General features: G+C 72.8%; 18 protein-coding genes. 5 read left to right on the top strand and 13 right to left on the bottom strand.

The genetic code is table 11. The annotated features are described in order from the left end of the window. Positions 1-110: 110 nt before the first annotated feature. Positions 111-1,151, bottom strand: coding sequence for an SGNH/GDSL hydrolase family protein (locus tag MQP27_RS15890; RefSeq protein WP_242765792.1), 1,041 nt, complete (start codon positions 1,149-1,151; stop codon positions 111-113). Between the two features lie 148 nt (positions 1,152-1,299). On the opposite strand from MQP27_RS15890, the gene MQP27_RS15895 reads away from it, so the two are divergent. Then, positions 1,300-2,688: a cystathionine beta-synthase gene (locus MQP27_RS15895; protein ID WP_242765793.1), complete on the top strand. Its 1,389-nt coding sequence runs from the start codon at positions 1,300-1,302 to the stop codon at positions 2,686-2,688. 341 nt (positions 2,689-3,029) lie between these two features. Here MQP27_RS15895 and MQP27_RS15900 read toward each other — a convergent pair whose 3' ends face one another. Continuing rightward, positions 3,030-3,854, bottom strand: a complete 825-nt coding sequence (locus MQP27_RS15900) for a helix-turn-helix transcriptional regulator (protein WP_242765794.1) — start codon at positions 3,852-3,854, stop codon at positions 3,030-3,032. A 146-nt stretch (positions 3,855-4,000) separates the two neighbouring features. Between MQP27_RS15900 and MQP27_RS15905 the strand changes: the two genes are divergently transcribed. After that, entirely contained in the window at positions 4,001-4,765 is a 765-nt protein-coding gene (locus MQP27_RS15905) for an SDR family oxidoreductase (RefSeq protein WP_242765795.1), read from the top strand. Positions 4,766-4,837: 72 nt separating this feature from the next. Here MQP27_RS15905 and MQP27_RS15910 read toward each other — a convergent pair whose 3' ends face one another. The 6 genes from MQP27_RS15910 to MQP27_RS15935 all read right to left on the bottom strand — a co-directional run bounded on the left by MQP27_RS15910 (position 4,838) and on the right by MQP27_RS15935 (position 9,401). Continuing rightward, positions 4,838-5,272 carry a hypothetical protein gene (locus MQP27_RS15910; protein WP_242765897.1) on the bottom strand — a complete coding sequence of 145 codons (435 nt, stop codon included), beginning with the start codon at positions 5,270-5,272 and terminating at the stop codon, positions 4,838-4,840. A 100-nt stretch (positions 5,273-5,372) separates the two neighbouring features. Next, positions 5,373-5,990 carry a carbonic anhydrase gene (locus MQP27_RS15915; RefSeq protein ID WP_242765796.1) on the bottom strand — a complete coding sequence of 206 codons (618 nt, stop codon included), beginning with the start codon at positions 5,988-5,990 and terminating at the stop codon, positions 5,373-5,375. A gap of 131 nt (positions 5,991-6,121) precedes the next feature. Continuing rightward, positions 6,122-7,051: an ABC transporter substrate-binding protein gene (locus tag MQP27_RS15920; RefSeq protein ID WP_242765797.1), complete on the bottom strand. Its 930-nt coding sequence runs from the start codon at positions 7,049-7,051 to the stop codon at positions 6,122-6,124. Positions 7,052-7,061: 10 nt separating this feature from the next. Next, positions 7,062-7,724, bottom strand: coding sequence for an ABC transporter permease (locus MQP27_RS15925; RefSeq protein ID WP_242765798.1), 663 nt, complete (start codon positions 7,722-7,724; stop codon positions 7,062-7,064). A 1-nt stretch (position 7,725) separates the two neighbouring features. Then, the gene (locus MQP27_RS15930; protein ID WP_242765799.1) at positions 7,726-8,367 is read right to left on the bottom strand and encodes an ABC transporter permease; all 642 of its coding nucleotides are present in this window, start codon (positions 8,365-8,367) and stop codon (positions 7,726-7,728) included. After that, positions 8,364-9,401, bottom strand: coding sequence for an ABC transporter ATP-binding protein (locus tag MQP27_RS15935; RefSeq protein ID WP_242765800.1), 1,038 nt, complete (start codon positions 9,399-9,401; stop codon positions 8,364-8,366). Before MQP27_RS15935 ends, MQP27_RS15930 begins: the two co-directional genes overlap by 4 nt. Before the next feature lie 141 nt (positions 9,402-9,542). Between MQP27_RS15935 and MQP27_RS15940 the strand changes: the two genes are divergently transcribed. The 3 genes from MQP27_RS15940 (at position 9,543) to MQP27_RS15950 (ending at position 12,669) form a co-directional block, all read left to right on the top strand. Then, positions 9,543-11,048 (top strand): aromatic amino acid ammonia-lyase, encoded by a 1,506-nt coding sequence (locus tag MQP27_RS15940; protein WP_242765801.1) that lies wholly within the window; start codon positions 9,543-9,545, stop codon positions 11,046-11,048. 59 nt (positions 11,049-11,107) lie between these two features. Then, positions 11,108-11,974: a MurR/RpiR family transcriptional regulator gene (locus MQP27_RS15945; protein ID WP_242765802.1), complete on the top strand. Its 867-nt coding sequence runs from the start codon at positions 11,108-11,110 to the stop codon at positions 11,972-11,974. Positions 11,975-12,075: 101 nt separating this feature from the next. Then, positions 12,076-12,669, top strand: coding sequence for a hypothetical protein (locus MQP27_RS15950; protein ID WP_242765803.1), 594 nt, complete (start codon positions 12,076-12,078; stop codon positions 12,667-12,669). Positions 12,670-12,685: 16 nt separating this feature from the next. Here MQP27_RS15950 and MQP27_RS15955 read toward each other — a convergent pair whose 3' ends face one another. The 5 genes from MQP27_RS15955 to MQP27_RS15975 form a co-directional block, all read right to left on the bottom strand. Further along, the gene (locus tag MQP27_RS15955; RefSeq protein ID WP_242765804.1) at positions 12,686-13,060 is read right to left on the bottom strand and encodes a hypothetical protein; all 375 of its coding nucleotides are present in this window, start codon (positions 13,058-13,060) and stop codon (positions 12,686-12,688) included. Positions 13,061-13,076: 16 nt separating this feature from the next. Next, positions 13,077-13,586 carry a roadblock/LC7 domain-containing protein gene (locus MQP27_RS15960; protein WP_242765805.1) on the bottom strand — a complete coding sequence of 170 codons (510 nt, stop codon included), beginning with the start codon at positions 13,584-13,586 and terminating at the stop codon, positions 13,077-13,079. Positions 13,587-13,599: 13 nt separating this feature from the next. Further along, entirely contained in the window at positions 13,600-15,006 is a 1,407-nt protein-coding gene (locus MQP27_RS51640; RefSeq protein ID WP_372511196.1) for a helix-turn-helix transcriptional regulator, read from the bottom strand. Continuing rightward, on the bottom strand, positions 15,003-15,410 hold the full coding sequence (locus tag MQP27_RS15970; RefSeq protein WP_242765806.1) for a hypothetical protein: 408 nt from the start codon (positions 15,408-15,410) through the stop codon (positions 15,003-15,005). Before MQP27_RS15970 ends, MQP27_RS51640 begins: the two co-directional genes overlap by 4 nt. 170 nt (positions 15,411-15,580) lie before the next feature. Beyond that, entirely contained in the window at positions 15,581-16,939 is a 1,359-nt protein-coding gene (locus MQP27_RS15975) for a type III PLP-dependent enzyme domain-containing protein (protein WP_242765807.1), read from the bottom strand. Positions 16,940-16,949: the final 10 nt, after the last annotated feature.

Raw genomic sequence — 16,949 nt, forward strand, 5'->3', positions numbered from 1 at the left:
GGGCTGCTTGGGAAGTTACCCGTACGTATGGCCAGGGTCACGTGGGTGGCGGTGTGACCCTGGCCGCAGTTTTCTAAGCGCTTGCTTTTTGCCTGTCCGCTCGACCCCGCTCAGGGCGTTCTCTGCGTCGAAGGAACCGACGCCGCCCGCGGCTCCGGCTCCTGCACCCGGCGCCGCTTCCTCCGCTTGAGCAGCGCCCAGGGCCCGCGCGGACCCGTCGGCATCGCCGCCGCGACCTCCGTACCGGCCTCCGAGGCCGCCTCCGCCGCCGCCCGCGCCACCGGCAGGAAGCCCTCGCGCCGGGACACGTCCGGCCGCTCCTCCTCCGCCGGCCACAGCGCCAGGGCCGCGCAGACCGTCGGCAGCACCGCCATGGCCGCCGTCGCATAGCCCTCCGCGGAGGGGTGGTAGTTGTCGGGCCCGAACAGCTCGCGCGGGTTGGCCTCGAACTCCGGGCCCAGCAGATCGCCCAGCGACACCGTCCGGCCGCCCTGCTCGACCGTGCCGATCGTCTGGGCGGCCGCCAGCTGCCGGGAGGCCCGGCGGGCCAGCCAGCGCAGGGGCTGCCCGACCTGCTCCACCGTGCCCAGGTCGGGACAGGTGCCGACCACCACCTCCGCGCCGGCCGTGCGCAGCCGCCGTACCGCCGCCGAGAGATGGCGGACCGAGCGGGTGGCCGGCATGCGGTGGGTGACGTCGTTCGCGCCGATCATGATCACGCAGACGTCCGGCACCCGGGCCGGGTCGGCCAGCACCAGCGCGACCTGGCGGTCCAGGTCGTCGGACGTGGCCCCCGGGAGGGCCACGTTGTGGAGTTCCACCGGCCGCTCGGCCACCGCCGACAGGCCCGAGGCCAGCAGTGCGCCCGGCGTCTGGCCCGCCCGGTGCACGCCCTGGCCCGCGGCCGTGGAGTCGCCGAGCATCGTCAGGCGCAGGGGAGGTTCGTCGGGGACGGTGTACGCGGTGCCGTACAGGCCGTCCGCCACCGGGACCCGGCCGCTGTTGCCGTTGCCCACATGGCGCTTGGCCAGTTGCGCCTCGGCCAGCAGCAGACCGACGGCGGCCGCACCGGCCAGCCCGATCCCGCCGCCCCCGTATGCCGCACCGGCCGCGATCCGCCGGGCCACCCGTGCCCTCGACATGCTCGTCATGCGCCGCCGCCACCTCCTCGTTGCCGTACATCCACTCCTTGCCCCGTACAGACCGTCCACCAATCTCAACGTGGAGTGAACGAACCTCGCGGGCCGTAGTCTGGCGGGACCATCACGACCACTTCTTTTGCAGCATCCGGAGACAACGGTGCAATTCCACGACTCGATGATCAGCCTCGTCGGCAACACCCCGCTGGTGAGGCTCAACAGCGTGACCAAGGGCATCAAGGCGACCGTCCTGGCCAAGGTCGAGTACTTCAACCCGGGCGGCTCGGTCAAGGACCGCATCGCCCTGCGCATGATCGAGGCGGCGGAGGAGAGCGGCGCGCTCAAGCCCGGCGGCACGATCGTCGAGCCGACCAGCGGTAACACCGGCGTGGGGCTCGCCATCGTGGCACAGCAGAAGGGGTACAAGTGCATCTTCGTGTGCCCCGACAAGGTGAGCACCGACAAGATCAACGTGCTGCGGGCGTACGGCGCCGAGGTGGTCGTGTGCCCCACCGCCGTGGACCCCGAGCACCCGGACTCGTACTACAACGTCTCCGACCGGCTGGTCCGTGAGACGCCGGGCGCGTGGAAGCCCGACCAGTACTCCAACCCCAACAACCCGCTCTCCCACTACCACTCGACCGGCCCCGAGCTGTGGGAGCAGACGGAGGGGAGGATCACCCACTTCGTCGCGGGCGTCGGCACCGGCGGCACGATCTCCGGCACCGGCCGCTACCTCAAGGACGCGAGCGACGGCAAGGTCCAGGTGATCGGCGCCGACCCCGAGGGCTCGGTCTACTCCGGCGGCTCCGGACGGCCGTACCTGGTCGAGGGCGTCGGCGAGGACTTCTGGCCGACCGCCTACGACCGCACGGTCGCCGACGAGATCGTCGCCGTCTCCGACAAGGACTCCTTCCAGATGACCCGCCGCCTCGCCAAGGAGGAGGGCCTCCTGGTGGGCGGCTCCTGCGGCATGGCGGTCGTGGCGGCACTGCGGGTCGCGGAGCGGCTGGACGAGAACGGCGTCGTGGTCGTCCTGCTGCCCGACAGCGGGCGCGGCTACCTCAGCAAGATCTTCAACGACGAGTGGATGGCCGACTACGGCTTCCTGGAGGACGAGGGCCCCAGCGCCCGCGTCGCCGACGTCCTCAACGACAAGGAGCACGGCGCCATCCCCTCCCTCGTCCACATGCACCCGGACGAGACCGTCGGCGAGGCGATCGAGGTGCTGCGGGAGTACGGCGTCTCGCAGATGCCGATCGTGAAGCCGGGGGCCGGCCACCCCGACGTGATGGCCGCCGAGGTCGTCGGCTCGGTCGTCGAACGCGAGCTGCTCGACGCCCTGTTCGCCAAGCGGGCCTCCCTGGAGGACCCGCTCGAGAAGCACATGTCGCCCCCGCTGCCCCAGGTCGGCTCCGGCGAGCCGGTCGGCGACCTGATGTCCGTGCTCGGCGCGGCGGACGCGGCGATCGTCCTCGTCGAGGGCAAGCCCACGGGCGTGATCAGCCGCCAGGACCTGCTGGCCTTCCTGGCCAAGGGCGGGAAGTAGCGGCAAACATGCGGTGAACGGGCCGTGGACGTGTCGAACTTGCGGTGATCATCAGGGTTCGTGACTTCGCGGAAGTGGTACGAGCGTGTCACGTCCACGCAGCACACGCTTAACACGGGTCCGGCACATTAGTGGGTGTCGGCAGGGCGGGAGCGGCTCCCCGCCCGAGCCGGCACCGAACGTCCAAGGACCTCCGGAGCGGCTCCCGGACCTCCATGGACGCCGGACGCGAGACCCGGCCCTGACCCGGTCAGCGTCCCTCGCGGGGACCGCCGTCGTCCCGCCCCCCGGTAACGGGGGTGCGGCGGTCCCCGCGCACAATCCTTCCCACGCGCTCCTTGTTACGCGCCCGTGGTGGCCCAGCTGCCCAGCAGCGCGAGCCTCTCCGCTGTCTCCGACCCCCGCTCCGGTGTGTACACGAGCAGCGTCTGGTCGCCGTCGCCCGGGAGCGCCAGGCTCTCGTACGGGAGCGTCAGCAGGCCCGCCACAGGATGGCGGAGGCGTTTGACGCCGTACGCGCACTCCTTGACCTGGTGGTCGGCCCACAGGCGGCGGAAGTCCTCGCTCTTGAGGGAGAGTTCGCCGACGAGCGAGGTCAGTTCACGGTCGTCCTGGTGATGGCCGGCCAGGACGCGCAGGTGGGCCACGGTCTGCGCGGCCACCGCCTGCCACTCCGGGTAGAGGTCGCGGGCGGCGGGGTCGAGGAAGACCTGACGCGGCATGCTGCGGGCCCGGGGCGCCGAATCACTGAAGCCGAAGACCGCGTTGGCCAGGGCGTTCCAGGCCAGGACGGTCATACGGCGGTCCATCACCAGGGCCGGCGTGCGCTCCATGCCGTCCAGCAGGGCCTGGACGCCCGGCCGGACGCGTGGCGTCACCGGGCGCTCGGCCTGCCGGCGGGGGCGGGCCACCGCGTGCAGATAGGCGTGCTCGGTCTCGTCGAGGCGCAGTACGCGCGCGATGGCGTCGAGTACGGCATCCGACACGCTCGGGCCGCGCCCCTGCTCAAGGCGGATGTAGTAGTCGACGCTCACGCCCGCCAGCTGCGCCACCTCCTCGCGGCGCAGGCCGGGCACGCGGCGGCGGCCGTGCGAAGCCAGCCCCACCTCCTCCGGCTGGATGCGGGCGCGGCGCGAGCGCAGGAAATCTCCGAGGTCCCCGTCCATGAGTTCGATCGTAGGGGAGCGGCGGGATTCCAACCTGGTTCTGCCAGACCCAGGAAAAGCTCATCCCTGGGTAGGCCGCGCCGGGCGGCGCAGGGTGGTGGACGTCGCCGGGAGACACCGGGCGACTTTCCCACCGAGGAGTACTCATGTCGTACGAGAACCTGGCCGGCCGTACCGCCGTCGTCACCGGAGCCGCGAGCGGGATCGGTGAGGCCGTCGCCGTCGCGCTGGCCGCGCAGGGCGCGAAGGTCGCTCTGCTGGCGCGGCGGGCCGAGCGGCTGGAGGCCGTCGTCGGGAAGATCCGGGCGGACGGCGGGCAGGCGCTCGCCGTGGTCGCCGACGTGACCGACGGTGCGTCCGTGGACGCCGCCGCGCAGCGGATCCACGAGGCGTACGGGACCGTCGACCTGGTCGTCAACAACGCCGGCGTGATGCTGCCCAACCCGATCGAGGACGCCCGCGTCGACGAGTGGCAGCGGATGATCGACACCAATGTCACCGGCGTCCTGCGGGTGATCGGCGCCTTCGCCAAGGATCTGACGGAGGCGGCCGCGCAGGGCCGCAGCGCGGACCTGGTGAACGTCTCGTCCATCGGCGCGCACGTCACCGGCTTCACGAACTACGCCGTGTACGGGGCGACGAAGGCCGCGGTCACCCACCTCTCGGCGCTGCTGCGGGGCGAGTTCGGGCCGCGTGACGTGCGGGTCACCAACATCGAGCCGGGGCTGACGGAGAGCGAGCTCGCCTCGCACATCGACAACGACGGCCTGCGCGAGCAGGTCGGCGGGATGGTCGAGGCGATGGGCACCCTCGCGGCCGGCGACCTCGCCGATCTCGTCGCCTACGTCACCAGCCGCCCCCGGCACGTCAACCTGCGGCAGATCGTGGCGCTGCCCACCCGGCAGGCGTGACGGCGGCGGGAGGTCCCGGGAGGTCCCCCCCAGGTCCCGGGAGGCGCCGGAGGCCCCGGAGGCCCTGGGAGGTCACTCCTCCCAGCGGTCGCCGTCCTTGGCCTGGCGGCGGTGGTGGCGGCCGGTGAAGAGGTTCGGGTTGGCGCGCACCGCCTGGAAGGCGTTGACGCCGACGATGCCGGCCCAGGTGACGAACAGGCCGGGCAGGTGGGCGATGCCGCCGCCGATCGCGGACAGCGGGATCGCCAGGACCAGCGTCACGATGCCGAAGCCGAAGCGCTCGCTCCAGGAGTCGGTGGCCTTCGGCGCCCGCGAACCCCGGGCCACCACCATCTGCTGCTCGGCCATCTGCCGCCGCACCCGCCGCTCGACCGCGCCGTCGATGCGCGCGTCGACCTTCTCCAGGAACGAGTCGACGAGCGCGGACTCGTACTCCTCACCCAGCTCCCTGCGGGCCTGCAGGGTGGCGTTGAGTTCCTTCTTGAGCTCGGCGTCCCGCGCGTCCATCGTGGTCTCCGTCCCCATCGTCATGGGACACCACGTTAGGCAGCCGGAGCGCTTGCCGCACTGGGGATAGCCCCCCTGTCGGGGAGGGGGTTCGCCGGGCTCAGGGCAGCGGCGAGACGAGGCCCGTGTCGAGGTCGAACCTCGCCGCCGTGACGTGTGCCGGGGTGAAGGACGGGTCCGCGCGGATCGCGTCGCGGACCCAGGCCGTGTGGGCCCGCATGGTGTGTTCGGCCCAGTCGCCGGGCAGGGCGTGGGTGCGGCGGGCGGCCGGGGCGATCTCGTCGACCAGGAGTTCCAGGTGGCCGGGGACGGGCGCGCCGGTGCGCAGATGGTCGAGGGTGGCCGCCACCGCCCCGCAGCGCTCGTGCCCGAGGACCAGGACCAGGCGGATGCCCAGCTCCTCGACGCCGTACTGGATGGAGCCGAGCACCGCCTCGTCCAGGACCTGGCCGGCCGTCCTTGTGCACAGCAGGTCGCCGAGGCCCTGGTCGAAGACCAGCTCCGGCGGTACGCGCGAGTCGACGCAGCCGACGACCACCGCGAAGGGGTGCTGGGCGGTGGCCAGGGTGTGCCGTCGCCGGAGTTCCTCGTCGGGGTGGCGGGAGTGGCCGGTGGCGTAGCGGCGGTTGCCGGCGAGCAGCTCGGCCAGGGCGGCGCGGGCGCTTGTCGGGGGGTGGGCGGCGGTGGCCGTCAGGAGGGCCCTGCGGTTCGAGGCCATGAGCTTCTCTCAGGTGCGGTGCGGGTGGCGCACCATCACCGTAAGCACCCGACTTGTGACTCTGTGTATGCATTTAACGACACTTGGTCGATTCGTCGTCAGATCATCGCCCCGGGGATACTCCCTCTTGATCAAGCCAGCCCGTGCTGCCTGGCGTAGTCGTTCGCCACGTCCTCGGGGTCCTTCTTGTCCTTGTCGACCAGGCGGTTGAGCTCGGTCAGCTGGGCGGTGGTCAGCACGTTGCCGATCCTGGCGAGCGCCTTGCGGACCGTGTCGTCGGCGACGCGGTCGGCGATCAGCGGGACGATGTGCTGGCTGGGGATCAGGTTCTTCGGGTCGGTCAGCACCACCCAGTCGTCGGCCGCGATGTCCGTGTCGGTGGTGAAGAGGTTCGCCACGTCCACGTCGCCCTTCTTCAGTGCGCCCTTGACCAGTGGCCCGTCGGAGTCGAGCGACTTGAACTCCTTGAACTCGACGCCGTACACCTCCTTGAGCCCGATCGCGCCCACCCGGCGCTTCTTCACCTCGGGCGCCGCGCCGATGACCAGCTTGCCGTTCTGCTTGGCGAGGTCGGCGAGCGTGGTCAGGCCGTACTTCCTGGCGGTCTCGCGGGTGACGACGAAGCAGTCGGAGTCGGCGGCCTGGCCGTAGGGCAGCACCTGGAGGCCGCTGGGCATGGCCAGCGTGAGGGCGTTCTGCATGGTGCCGGGTTCGGCGGAGTCGTCCTTCGGGGCGAGGTAGTTGAGGAGGGCGCCCTGGTACTCGGGCAGCAGGTCGATGTCACCGGCCTTGAGCGCGGGGATGACGATCTCGCGGGTGCCGAGGTTCGGGCGGACCTTGACCTTCACGCCGGCCTTCCGGAGGACGGCCGCGTACAGGTAGCCGAGCACCTGGTTCTCGGTGAAGTTGGCGGTGCCGATGGTGACTCCGCCCTTGCTGGAGCCGCCCCCACCGGACGAACTCCCCTGGCTGTCGAGGGAGGTGATGCCGCTCGCGCAGGCGGAGAGGGCGGGGACGGATGCCGCGGCGAAGAGGCCGCCGAGGAGAGTGCGTCGGTTCATCGGAGAGTCCCTAGGCGGTGCGGTGGCGGAAGAGGAAGCGCTGGAGGCCGGACAGCAGCAGATCGAGGGCTACGGCGACCACGGCGACCAGCACCGCGCCGCCCAGCACCTGCACGAGGTCGCGCTGGGCGAGGCCGTCGAAGACGTAGCGGCCGAGGCCGCCGAAGGAGACGTACGCGGCGATCGTGGCCGTGGCGACGACCTGGATGAGCGCCAGGCGCAGGCCGGTCATGATCAGGGGGAGGGCGAGGGGCAACTCGACCTGGAACAGCACCTGGTGGCCGCGCATGCCCTGGCCGCGGGCGGCGTCGCGGACCTCCGGGTCGACGGCCGTCATGCCGGCGTAGGTGTTGGTGACGATCGCCGGGACCGCGAGGGCGACCAGGGCGACGTACACCGGGAGCATCGACAGGCCGCCGGCCAGGAAGACGAGCACGACCAGGCCGACCGTCGGCAGCGCGCGCCCGAAGGACGCGAGGTTGATGGCGACGAAGGCGCCCTTGCCGGTGTGGCCGATCAGCAGGCCGAGGGGGAGGCCGATCGCGGCCGCGATGAGGGTGGCGAGCAGCGAGTACTGGAGGTGCTCGGCGAGGCGGTGGGCGATGCCGTCCGAGCCGGACCAGTTGGCGCCGCTGGTCAGCCAGGTGCCGAGGTTCTTGAAGAGTTCGTACATGTCAGGCTCGCCTCCGCCGCCACGGGGTCAGGACGTACTGCACGGCCACCAGCAGCGCGTCGGCGACCACCGCGAGCAGGATCGTGAGGACCACGCCGGCGATCACCGGGGTGGGGAAGTTGCGCTGGAAGCCGTCGGTGAAGAGCTGGCCGAGGCCGCCGTCGCCGATGTAGGTCGCGACGGACACCAGGGAGATCGACATGACCGTGGCGATGCGGACGCCCGCCATGATCACGGGGAGCGCGAGCGGGAACTCGACGGTGAGCAGCGTGCGCAGGGGGCGCGTGCCCATCGCCTTGGCCGCCTCCTTGGTCTTCGCGGGGACCGAGTCGAGGCCCTCGACGGTGTTCCGCAGCAGCACGACCAGCGTGTAGACGGTCAGGCCGATGACCGTGGTGGTGCGGGTCAGGCCGCTGACCGGCAGCAGGAGGACGAAGATCGCGATCGACGGGATCGTGAAGAGCACGTTGGAGACGCCGAGCAGGAAGCCGCGCAGGGGGCGGATCCGGTGGGCGACGACCGCGAGCGGGAGCGAGATCAGGACGCCGAGGAAGACGGCGGTCATGGCCGCCTGGAGGTGCGAGAGCGTGAGCGAGGTGAGGTCGTCGGTGTGGTCGCCTATCCACGACCAGTCGATGGTCATGCGGCCACCCGCGCTTCCGAGTGCGCCTGGCCCGCATGCCGGTGGATGTCGTCGCGGGAGGTGACGCCGGTGAGCCTGCCCGCGGCGTCGACGCGGGCGACCAGGCCGGTGGGGGAGGCGATGGACTCGTCGAGTGCGGCGAGCAGGGAGTCGCCGTCCTTGAGCGGTCGTACGGGGATCTCCGCGCCGTCCTTCGACGCCCAGTGCAGGGGCTTGTCCGCCGCGTCGAGTACGAGGGTCCATGCCTCGCCCTCCGGCGCGGGGCCCTGCGGGACCCCGGCGAGGGTCTTCAGCGAGAGCAGCTTCAGGCCGCGCTCGGCGCCGAGGAAGTCGGCCACGAAGTCGTCGGCCGGGCGGGCCAGGAGCTCGGCGGGGGAGGCGCACTGGACGAGGTGGCCGCCGGTGCGGAAGATCGCGATCTGGTCGCCGAGCCGTACGGCCTCGTCGACGTCGTGCGTGACGAAGACGATGGTCTTGCTCAACTCCTTCTGGAGCCTGAGCAGTTCGTCCTGGAGCTGGGTGCGGACCACCGGGTCGACGGCGCCGAAGGGCTCGTCCATGAGCAGCACCGGCGGGTCGGCGGCGAGGGCGCGGGCCACGCCGACGCGCTGCTGCTGGCCGCCGGAGAGCTGGTGCGGGTAGCGCTTGCCGGCCTCGGCGGTGAGGCCGACGGTCTCCAGCAGCTCGGCCGCTTTCGCGCGTGCCCTGCGGCGGCCGTGGCCGAGCAGCAGCGGCACGGTGGCGATGTTGTCCAGCACCGTGCGGTGCGGGAACAGGCCCGCCTGCTGGATGACGTAACCGATGGAGCGGCGCAGCTCGGCGGCGTCCTGCCGGGTCACGTCCTTGCCCCCGACGCGGATGGTGCCCGAGGTCGGCTCTACCATCCGGTTGATCATCCTGAGGGTGGTCGTCTTGCCGCAACCGGAGGATCCGACGAGGACGGTCACCCCGCCCTCCGGCATCCGGAGGGTGAGGTCGTGGACTGCTGTCGTGCCGTTGGGGAAGCGCTTGTGGACCGCATCGAACTGGATCATGAGTTGTCCCTTGCCCGGCTGTATAACGTCATGCAGAGTTCTTGGTATCTGAATAGCTTGTCAACGGTTCGGTGTTAATCCGAGGTAACGGATGACCACAGAGCAAGATCCAATGTCCGTATTGAGGAGGGTTTGGGCTTGATGTCGTCTCGGATCGTGGACACGCCCGATTCCGTCCACACAGGGCTCGTCGTCCTCGACGGGATCGGCCTCGGCATCGCGGACGTCGTGCGGCTCGCCGACGGCAGCGCGCGGCCGGTGCCGGGGACCGACGCGATGAAGCGGGTGACCGAGTCCTGGGACGCGGCCCGGCAGATCGCGGCGACCGGGCGTGTCTACGGCCGCTCGACCGGCGTCGGCGCCAACCGGAACGAGCCGGTGCCCACCGAGGCGGCCGCCGAACACGGCCTGCGACTGCTGCGCAGCCACGCCGGCGCGATCGGCGACGAACTGCCGGCCCGGCAGGTGCGGGCGATGCTCGCCGTGCGCGCCAACCAGCTGCTGGCGGGCGGCGCGGGCCTGCGGCCGACCGTCGTGACCGCCTTGTGCGAGGCGCTGGAGAGCGGGGCGTACCCGGTCGTCAACGAGTTCGGCTCGGTGGGGACGGGGGACATCGCGGCGCTGGCCCAGGCGGGACTGGCGCTGGCCGGAGAACACCCCTGGTCGGGGGAGGGCGCCCCCAAGCCCCAGCCGCTCGACAACAACGACGCGCTCGCCTTCATCAGCTCCAACGCCCTCACCCTCGGCCAGTCCGCGCTCGCCCTGCACGAACTGCGGGGTCTGGTGGAGGCCACCCAGGTCGTCGGTGCGCTGTCCCTGCTGGCCGTGGACGGGTCGCACGAGGCGTACGCCGCCCCCGTGCACGCCGCCCGGCCGCACCGGGGCAGCGCCAGGGTCGCCCGTCGGATGCGGGAGCTGATCGGCGCCGCCGACCGGCCCACCCCGCCGCTCGGCCGTATCCAGGACCCGTACGGCTTCCGCTGTCTGCCCCAGATCCACGGCCCGGCGCACGACGCCGCCGACGCCCTGGAGGAGGTGCTGGCCATGGAGATCAACGCGGCCGCCGAGAACCCCCTGATCTCCCCCGAGGACATGGCCGCGTACCACCACGGCGGCTTCTACCAGGCCGAACTCGCCCTCGCCCTGGACCACTTCAGGCTCTCGCTCACCCAGGTGGCCCGCCTGTCCACCTCTCGCCTCTCGACGCTGAACGAGCCCGCCTTCACCCGCCTGCGCCCCTTCCTCGCCGACGCCGAGCCCGCCTCCTCCGGCGTGATGATCATGGAGTACGCCGCCGCGGCCGCCCTCGGGGATCTGCGCGCGTTCTCGGCTCCCGCCTCCCTCGGGCACGCTGTACTCTCCCGGGGCGTCGAGGAACAGGCCAGCTTCGCCTCGCTCGCCGCACGTCAGACACTGCGCGCCTGCCGCGCGTACCGTCTCGTCGTGGGCTGCGAACTCGTCGCCGCCGTACGGGCGCTGCGCCAGCGCGACCTCCGGCCCGATCCGGAACTCCCGGTGGGCCGGGCGCTGGAGCTCGCCGAGTCGGTGCTCGACGAGGAACAGGCCGACCGGCCGCTCACGGAGGACGTGGCCAAGGCGGCCGCCCTCCTCGACCGGTTCACGGACATCTGGAGGGGGAGCGAGTGACGGGCGCGGAGAGGGGCGGGCACGTGGACACGGGAGCGGGTTCCGGTGCGGAGGCGGGCGTGAGCGGAGGCCCGGCGGTGGGTCCCGGGGTGATCGACACCCCGGCCGCGCGGCTCCAGGCGCTGTTCGAGGGGCATCGACTGACGCCCACCCAGCGGCGGATCGCGCACAGCATGGTGCGGCGGGCCTCCGACGTGCCGTTCCTGTCCAGCGTGGAACTGGCCGAGCTGGCCGGGGTCAGCCAGCCCTCGGTGACCCGGTTCGCCGTCGCCCTCGGCTTCGACGGCTACCCGGCACTGCGCAAGCACCTGCGCGAGGTCGCGCCCGCCGAGCAGTCGGCCGAGGCGGGCTCCTACAACGAGTACCAGCAGGCCGTCGAGGCCGAGATCGAGAACCTCCGGCACCTCGCCGAACTGCTCGCCGACCCCCGGCCGGTGCGGAAGGCGGGCCGGCTGCTGGCCGCCTCCCGCCCCCTGCCCGTCCTCGGCCTGCGCGCCGCCGCTTCCCAGGCCTACGGCTTCTCCTACTTCGCCGCCAAGGTCCACCCGGACGTCCGCCTCCTCGACGAGGGCGGCACGATGATCCACGACCGCATCGAGGCCGCCGTGCTCGCGGGCGCCACCGCCCTGCTCTGCTTCGCCCTGCCCCGGCACCCGCGCGAGGTGGTGGACACCCTGGCCTTCGCCAAGGAGGCCGGCCTGACGGTCGTCACCGTCGCCGACTCCGCCTTCGCGCCGGTCGCCAAGGTCTCCGACCTGCTGCTGCCCGCCGCCGTCGGCACCGGGCTCGCCTTCGACACCGCCTGCGCGCCGATGCTGCTGGGCCGGGTGCTGCTGGAGGCGATGTGCGACGACCTGCCGGACGCGCAGGCCCGCCTGGAGGAGTTCGACGCGAGGGCGGCGGCACGGGGGCTGTTCGTCGAGTAGGCCGAGCAGGCCGAGCAGGCGGCCGTTTTCAGACTCGTCTCACGTTGGCTCGTTAGCGTGCGTCTCACGGATGCCGAACACACGTGAGACGGGAGACGGACGTGGCACGCGGAGAAGGCAGGGCGCAGGGTCTGGCTCGGGTGGCCGTCGTCGTACGGGCCGGAGCCGCACCACTGTGGTGGGCCGGGGTGTTCGCGGCGGGGGTCGGGGTGCTGGTGCCGGGTGTCACCGGTCGGCGGATCGGCGTCATGGCCGGAGCGGCGCTGTTCATCGTCGCCGCGGCGGTCGTGTCGTACACGCGACGGAGCCGCTACACGCGACTCGCCCGCTCGGCCGCCCGCGCCGGCCGGCACGACGTGCTGCAGGACCGTGCGGTCAGCGTGCGCAACTGGCGGCGCGGACACCGCTGGTGGCTGCTGCTCGCGTTCGTGGTCGCGCTGGGCTCCTCCTTCGCCGTACCGGCCGCGGGCGGGATGCTGCTCGCCGGTGCGGGGACCGGGCTGCGGCTGAAGGCCGCCTGGCTCGGGCGGCGGGAGCGGGCCGAGGACGCGCTGCTGTGGGTGCGGGTCGACTGGCTCGCCGGCAACGGCGGCCGCCCGGCCGGCAAGGCGGTCAAGGCGTACCGCAGCACGGGCATCGCGGCGGGCGACGCGGCCCCGGGTGGCACGCGACGCCGCACCGCGGCGCTCGTCTGAGGTCAGACCTCTGAGATCAGACCTCCAGGTCCGCCTCGATCGTCTTCAGCTGGTGGCGGGCCATCGCGAGGTTGGACCTCTTGGCGTCGAGCACCAGGTAGAGGAAGAGGCCGTTGCCGCCGCGGCCGCTGATCAGGCGGATCAGGTGGTACTGGTCGGTCAGGGTGATCAGGATGTCCTCGATCTGCCCCTTGAGGCCGAGGTGCTCCATGGTGCGCATCTTCGCGCGGACGACGTCGGTGTTGCCGGCGGCGGCGACGTTGAGGTCGAAGCCCTTGCTGCCTCCCATCGTGCCCAGCGCCATTCCGCTGGTGTAGTCGACGAGTGCGACGCCGGTGGCGCCCTCGATGGAGGCGAGTGCCTCTTTCAGTGCGGTTTCGGTGTTGGCCATGACAGTGCTGTTCCTCTCAACTTTCCGTGGTGGTGCGCGCGTTGGTGGTCGTCGTGCGTGGTGCGCGCGGGGTTCTGGTCCGAGTGGTGGTGGTGGTCTTCGCGGCGGCCTTCGTCTCCGGCTTGGCCGCCCTGGCCGGTTTCGCGGGTGTCGTACGGCTGTCGAGGAGTTCGGCGATACGGGCGGCCGCCCGGCGTCCCTCCAGCAGGAGCCGACCGAGGTTCACCCGGTCCTGGGCGAGCAGGGTCAGTACGGCGGTGCCGCTGCCGGCCGCGAAGGTCGCGACGTAGCCGTACATCCCGCGCACCAGCAGCTCGCGGAACTCGCCCTGGCCGGTCGCGTCCGCCAGCTTCGCCGCGGTGCCGTGCGCGGTCCCGGTGAGCGTGGCCATGGCCCCCGGGTCGACGCCGGGGGTGTCCTGGGCGAGGATCGCGCCGTCGGTGCCGGTGGTGAGGGCGCCGGTGAGCTGGGGGACGCGCGCCCTCAGCCGGCGGAGCTCGTCGAGGATGTCGGGGTCGGCAGCCATCCGGGGTCTCCTCTCAAAGGGCCTCCAGCGCATCTCTGAGCCTCTTCAGCAGCGTGATGTGGGGATCCGCCGGAATCTCTCCGGTGGGGGCTGAGGTCTCGTGGCCGGGTGCGGGTCCGGTGGCCGCGCCCACCCGTTCCGGTATGCGGAACGGCTGCTCACGGCCTGGCTGCGGCGGCCGACGGCGGCCGTCCGGCGGCTCCCCGCGGGTGGGGAGACCGGGCTGGCCGTGGGGCGGGAGGCCGGGGTCGCCGTGGGGCGGGAGGCCGGGTTCGCCGTGGGGCGAGGCGCCGGGTTGGCCGTGGGGCGACGGGCCGGGTTGGCCGTGGGGTGGGACGTCGGCGGGGGCGGTATGGCCCGGGACGGCGAAGGGTGCCGTGTGGCCCGGGACGGTGGGTGTCGCGTGGCTCGGGACGCCGAAGGGTGCGTCTGGGACCGGCAGGCCGGTGGGCTCCGGGCGGGTGTGTGGATCGCCTGGTCCGGTGCCGGCGGGCGGGGCGGCGGGCCGGCCGTGGCTCGGCATGCCGTTCGGCGTTCCGCGCGTGAGGGAACCGCCCGGCTCCCCGCGGGTGGGGAGACCGCCCGCCGCCCCGCGGGTGGACGTACCGCCCGCGGCCCCGCGGCCTGTCGGTGCTCCGCGCGTGGGCAGACCGGTCGGCTCCGTGGGGGAGGGCGGCCGGCCGGGTTCGGTGTGGGCCGGCAGGGTCGGGGCCAGTACGCCCGCCGCCGCCAGTCTGCGTACGTCCACCAGGGTGTGGAACGTCAGGTGGCCCAGGCGGCGGGCTATGTCCGTCGCCGTGCGCACGCCGTCCACCTCGGCCAGTACCTGCCGCTGGCGGTGGGTGAGGGTGGGCGCCGCCGGGAGTCCGGTGCGCACGAGCGGGGTGTCGTCCATGGCCGGGCTGGGCCAGATGCGGTGCAGGAGGTCGCGGCGGCGCAGCGTCTCGCGCTCCAGGGCCGCCACCGGCACGGGCGTCAGGACGCCGGGGCCGGGAGCGGTGCCGTAGCGGAAGCGGCCGGGCGTGCTGCTGGGGGCGAGCGCGAAGTACGCGGCGTCGTACAGGGCCGTCAGATGGCACAGCTCCAGCGCGCCGAGCGCGAGCCGCCCGGTGTCGACGAGCCGCCGACCGGCCCGGTGCCGGTCCCCGGCCGCGGCGAGCGCCTCCTGCCAGGCCTGCGCGCTGAGCACGCCGCGCGCGGTCAGCAGGGCGTCCAGCCCGGTCGCGAACGGGCTGTCGGCGAGGACCACCTGTCCGTCGGCGAGGTGCAGCGTGCCGCGCTCGCGCATCAGGACGCCGGTGGCCCGCTCGGCGGCCAGCCGGGTCAGCATCGGCGAGACACCGCCCCAGCCCCGCGCGGCGGCGGCCGCCTTGTCGCGCACCGGCAGCCGCGGCGGCTCGGCCGTACGGAGAACCGTCATGCCAGCACCAGCCGTTCGGCCATCTCGCCCAGCCGGATGCGGGCCAGCGCGAGGTTGCCTTCGGTGCGGGCCAGCCACAGGTGCAGGAAGACGCTGCCGTCGAAGGACGCCCCCACGAACCGCAGCACGTGGTAGCTGTCCCGGTTGCTGACGATGAGGTCCTCGACCGGCGGATCCGCGTCGGCCGCCACCCCCGCGTCGGGGTCGTCGTCCGGCGCGAACGCGTGCTGCTCCGCGGCCAGCCGCGCGATCTCGGCGGCCTCGACCGCGGCCGTCTCCTGGTCCCCGCCGGGGGACTCGCCCACGGTGCCCAGGGCAAGCCCGCTCGTCCAGTCGATCAGCGCGGCGCCGCGGGCACCGGGCAGTCGCATGGCTTCCAGCAGACACTCGTCGATTCCGGGCACCGTGGTTCCCCTCCACCCTGGGGTTCGGCTGAGTGACGCCGAAACTACGCAACGTGAGTGCGACGGGTGAGGGTTCTGGCATTTTCCGGTGGAACATGCGACCAGGGGACTAAGGTGGGTCGACTTGCCTGGTTTTCAGGGCAGTTGAACCGCAGCGCCCCCGGCGTGCGTCAACGGCGCCCGGGTGCGCGCAGGGTGGTGAGCGCGGTGGCGTGCGCCCCTCCGGACTCGGCCACGATCTCGTCGAGCGTCTGCGCCGCCCGCACGGTCGCGAAGCCCACGCCCCCCGAGCCGTCCGGCGCGAAGCCGTAGATGCCCGGCCGGGCGAGGGAGTTGTACGCGTAGTGGTGCGCGAAGTAGTACGCGCCCGTGTCCAGCGCCGCCGCGTAGTCCCCCTGCTCCAGCAGCGGCAGCGCCCGCCCCTCGGCGAGCAGGTCGCCCGCGAAACAGGCCGGCCCCGCCACGTCCTGCACCACCGCGGGCCCCTCCTTGGGCCGCCCCTTCGCGTCGTACGCGGCGATCCGCAGCGGCCACGACCCCGGTACGTACACCGTCCGCGCCGCCACCTGCACGCCCGCGTGCGTCACCGCGACCGGCCGCCCGCCCGCGCTCTTGGCGTACTCCACCCGCGCCACCACGGTCCCGTGCTTGGCCAGCAGCGACCGCCCGAACTCGGTCACCAGCCCGTACCGCCCGGAGAACAGGCCCGGCACCGCCTCACTCAGCAGCCGCGCGTACTGCGCGTACGTCGGCGTCGACTCGTCCGAGCCGAAGTTCACCGGCAGCCCGCCGCCGATGTCCAGCGTGTCGATCTGCCGCCGCCCGAGCCGCCCGTTGATCTCCTCCGCGAGCGCGTACACCTGGGCCACGCCCTGCGCCATCAGCGACAGCGGGATCCCCTGCGAGCCGGTGTGCGCGTGCAGCCGCGTCAGCCACGGCCGCTGCGCGTACGCCCGTACGACCCACTCGCGTGCCCCCTCGTCCTTCAACGCCACCCCGAACTTCGAGGTCGCCGTGGCGGTCGAGGTCGCCCCGATCGAACCCCCGCCGACCTGCGGATTCACCCGGATCCCGAGCGGTGAGCGACTCTCGGCGGACCGCATCAGAGCGTCGATCCGCCCCAGCTCCTGCGGATTGTCCGCGTTGACGGCGATCCCCAGCGCCAGCGCCTCACGCAACTCGGCCGGCGTCTTCGCGGGCGAGTCCAGCACCGTCCGGTGCGGCGGCACCCCCGCCGCCCGCGCCAGGGCCAGCTCGCCCGGGCTCGCCACCTCGGCGCCCAGGCCCTCGTCGTACAGCAGCCGCAGCACCGGCACCAGCGGGGTCGCCTTCACCGCGAAGGCGTGCAGCACGGGCGTGCCGGGCGCGGTGACCGCGTCGAAGGCCGCCCGCAGCTCCCGCGCCGACTCCCGGATGCCGGTCACGTCGAGCAGGCCCACGATGGGGGTGCCCGCACCCAGCAGCCCCTGCTCCACGGCGGCCCGCACCGCCTCGTCCCGGCGGGTCACCCGCTCCTCCGTACCGCCCACGACATCCCCC

The sequence above is a fragment of the Streptomyces cylindrosporus genome (assembly GCF_022698165.1).
GTDB lineage: Bacteria > Actinomycetota > Actinomycetes > Streptomycetales > Streptomycetaceae > Streptomyces > Streptomyces cylindrosporus.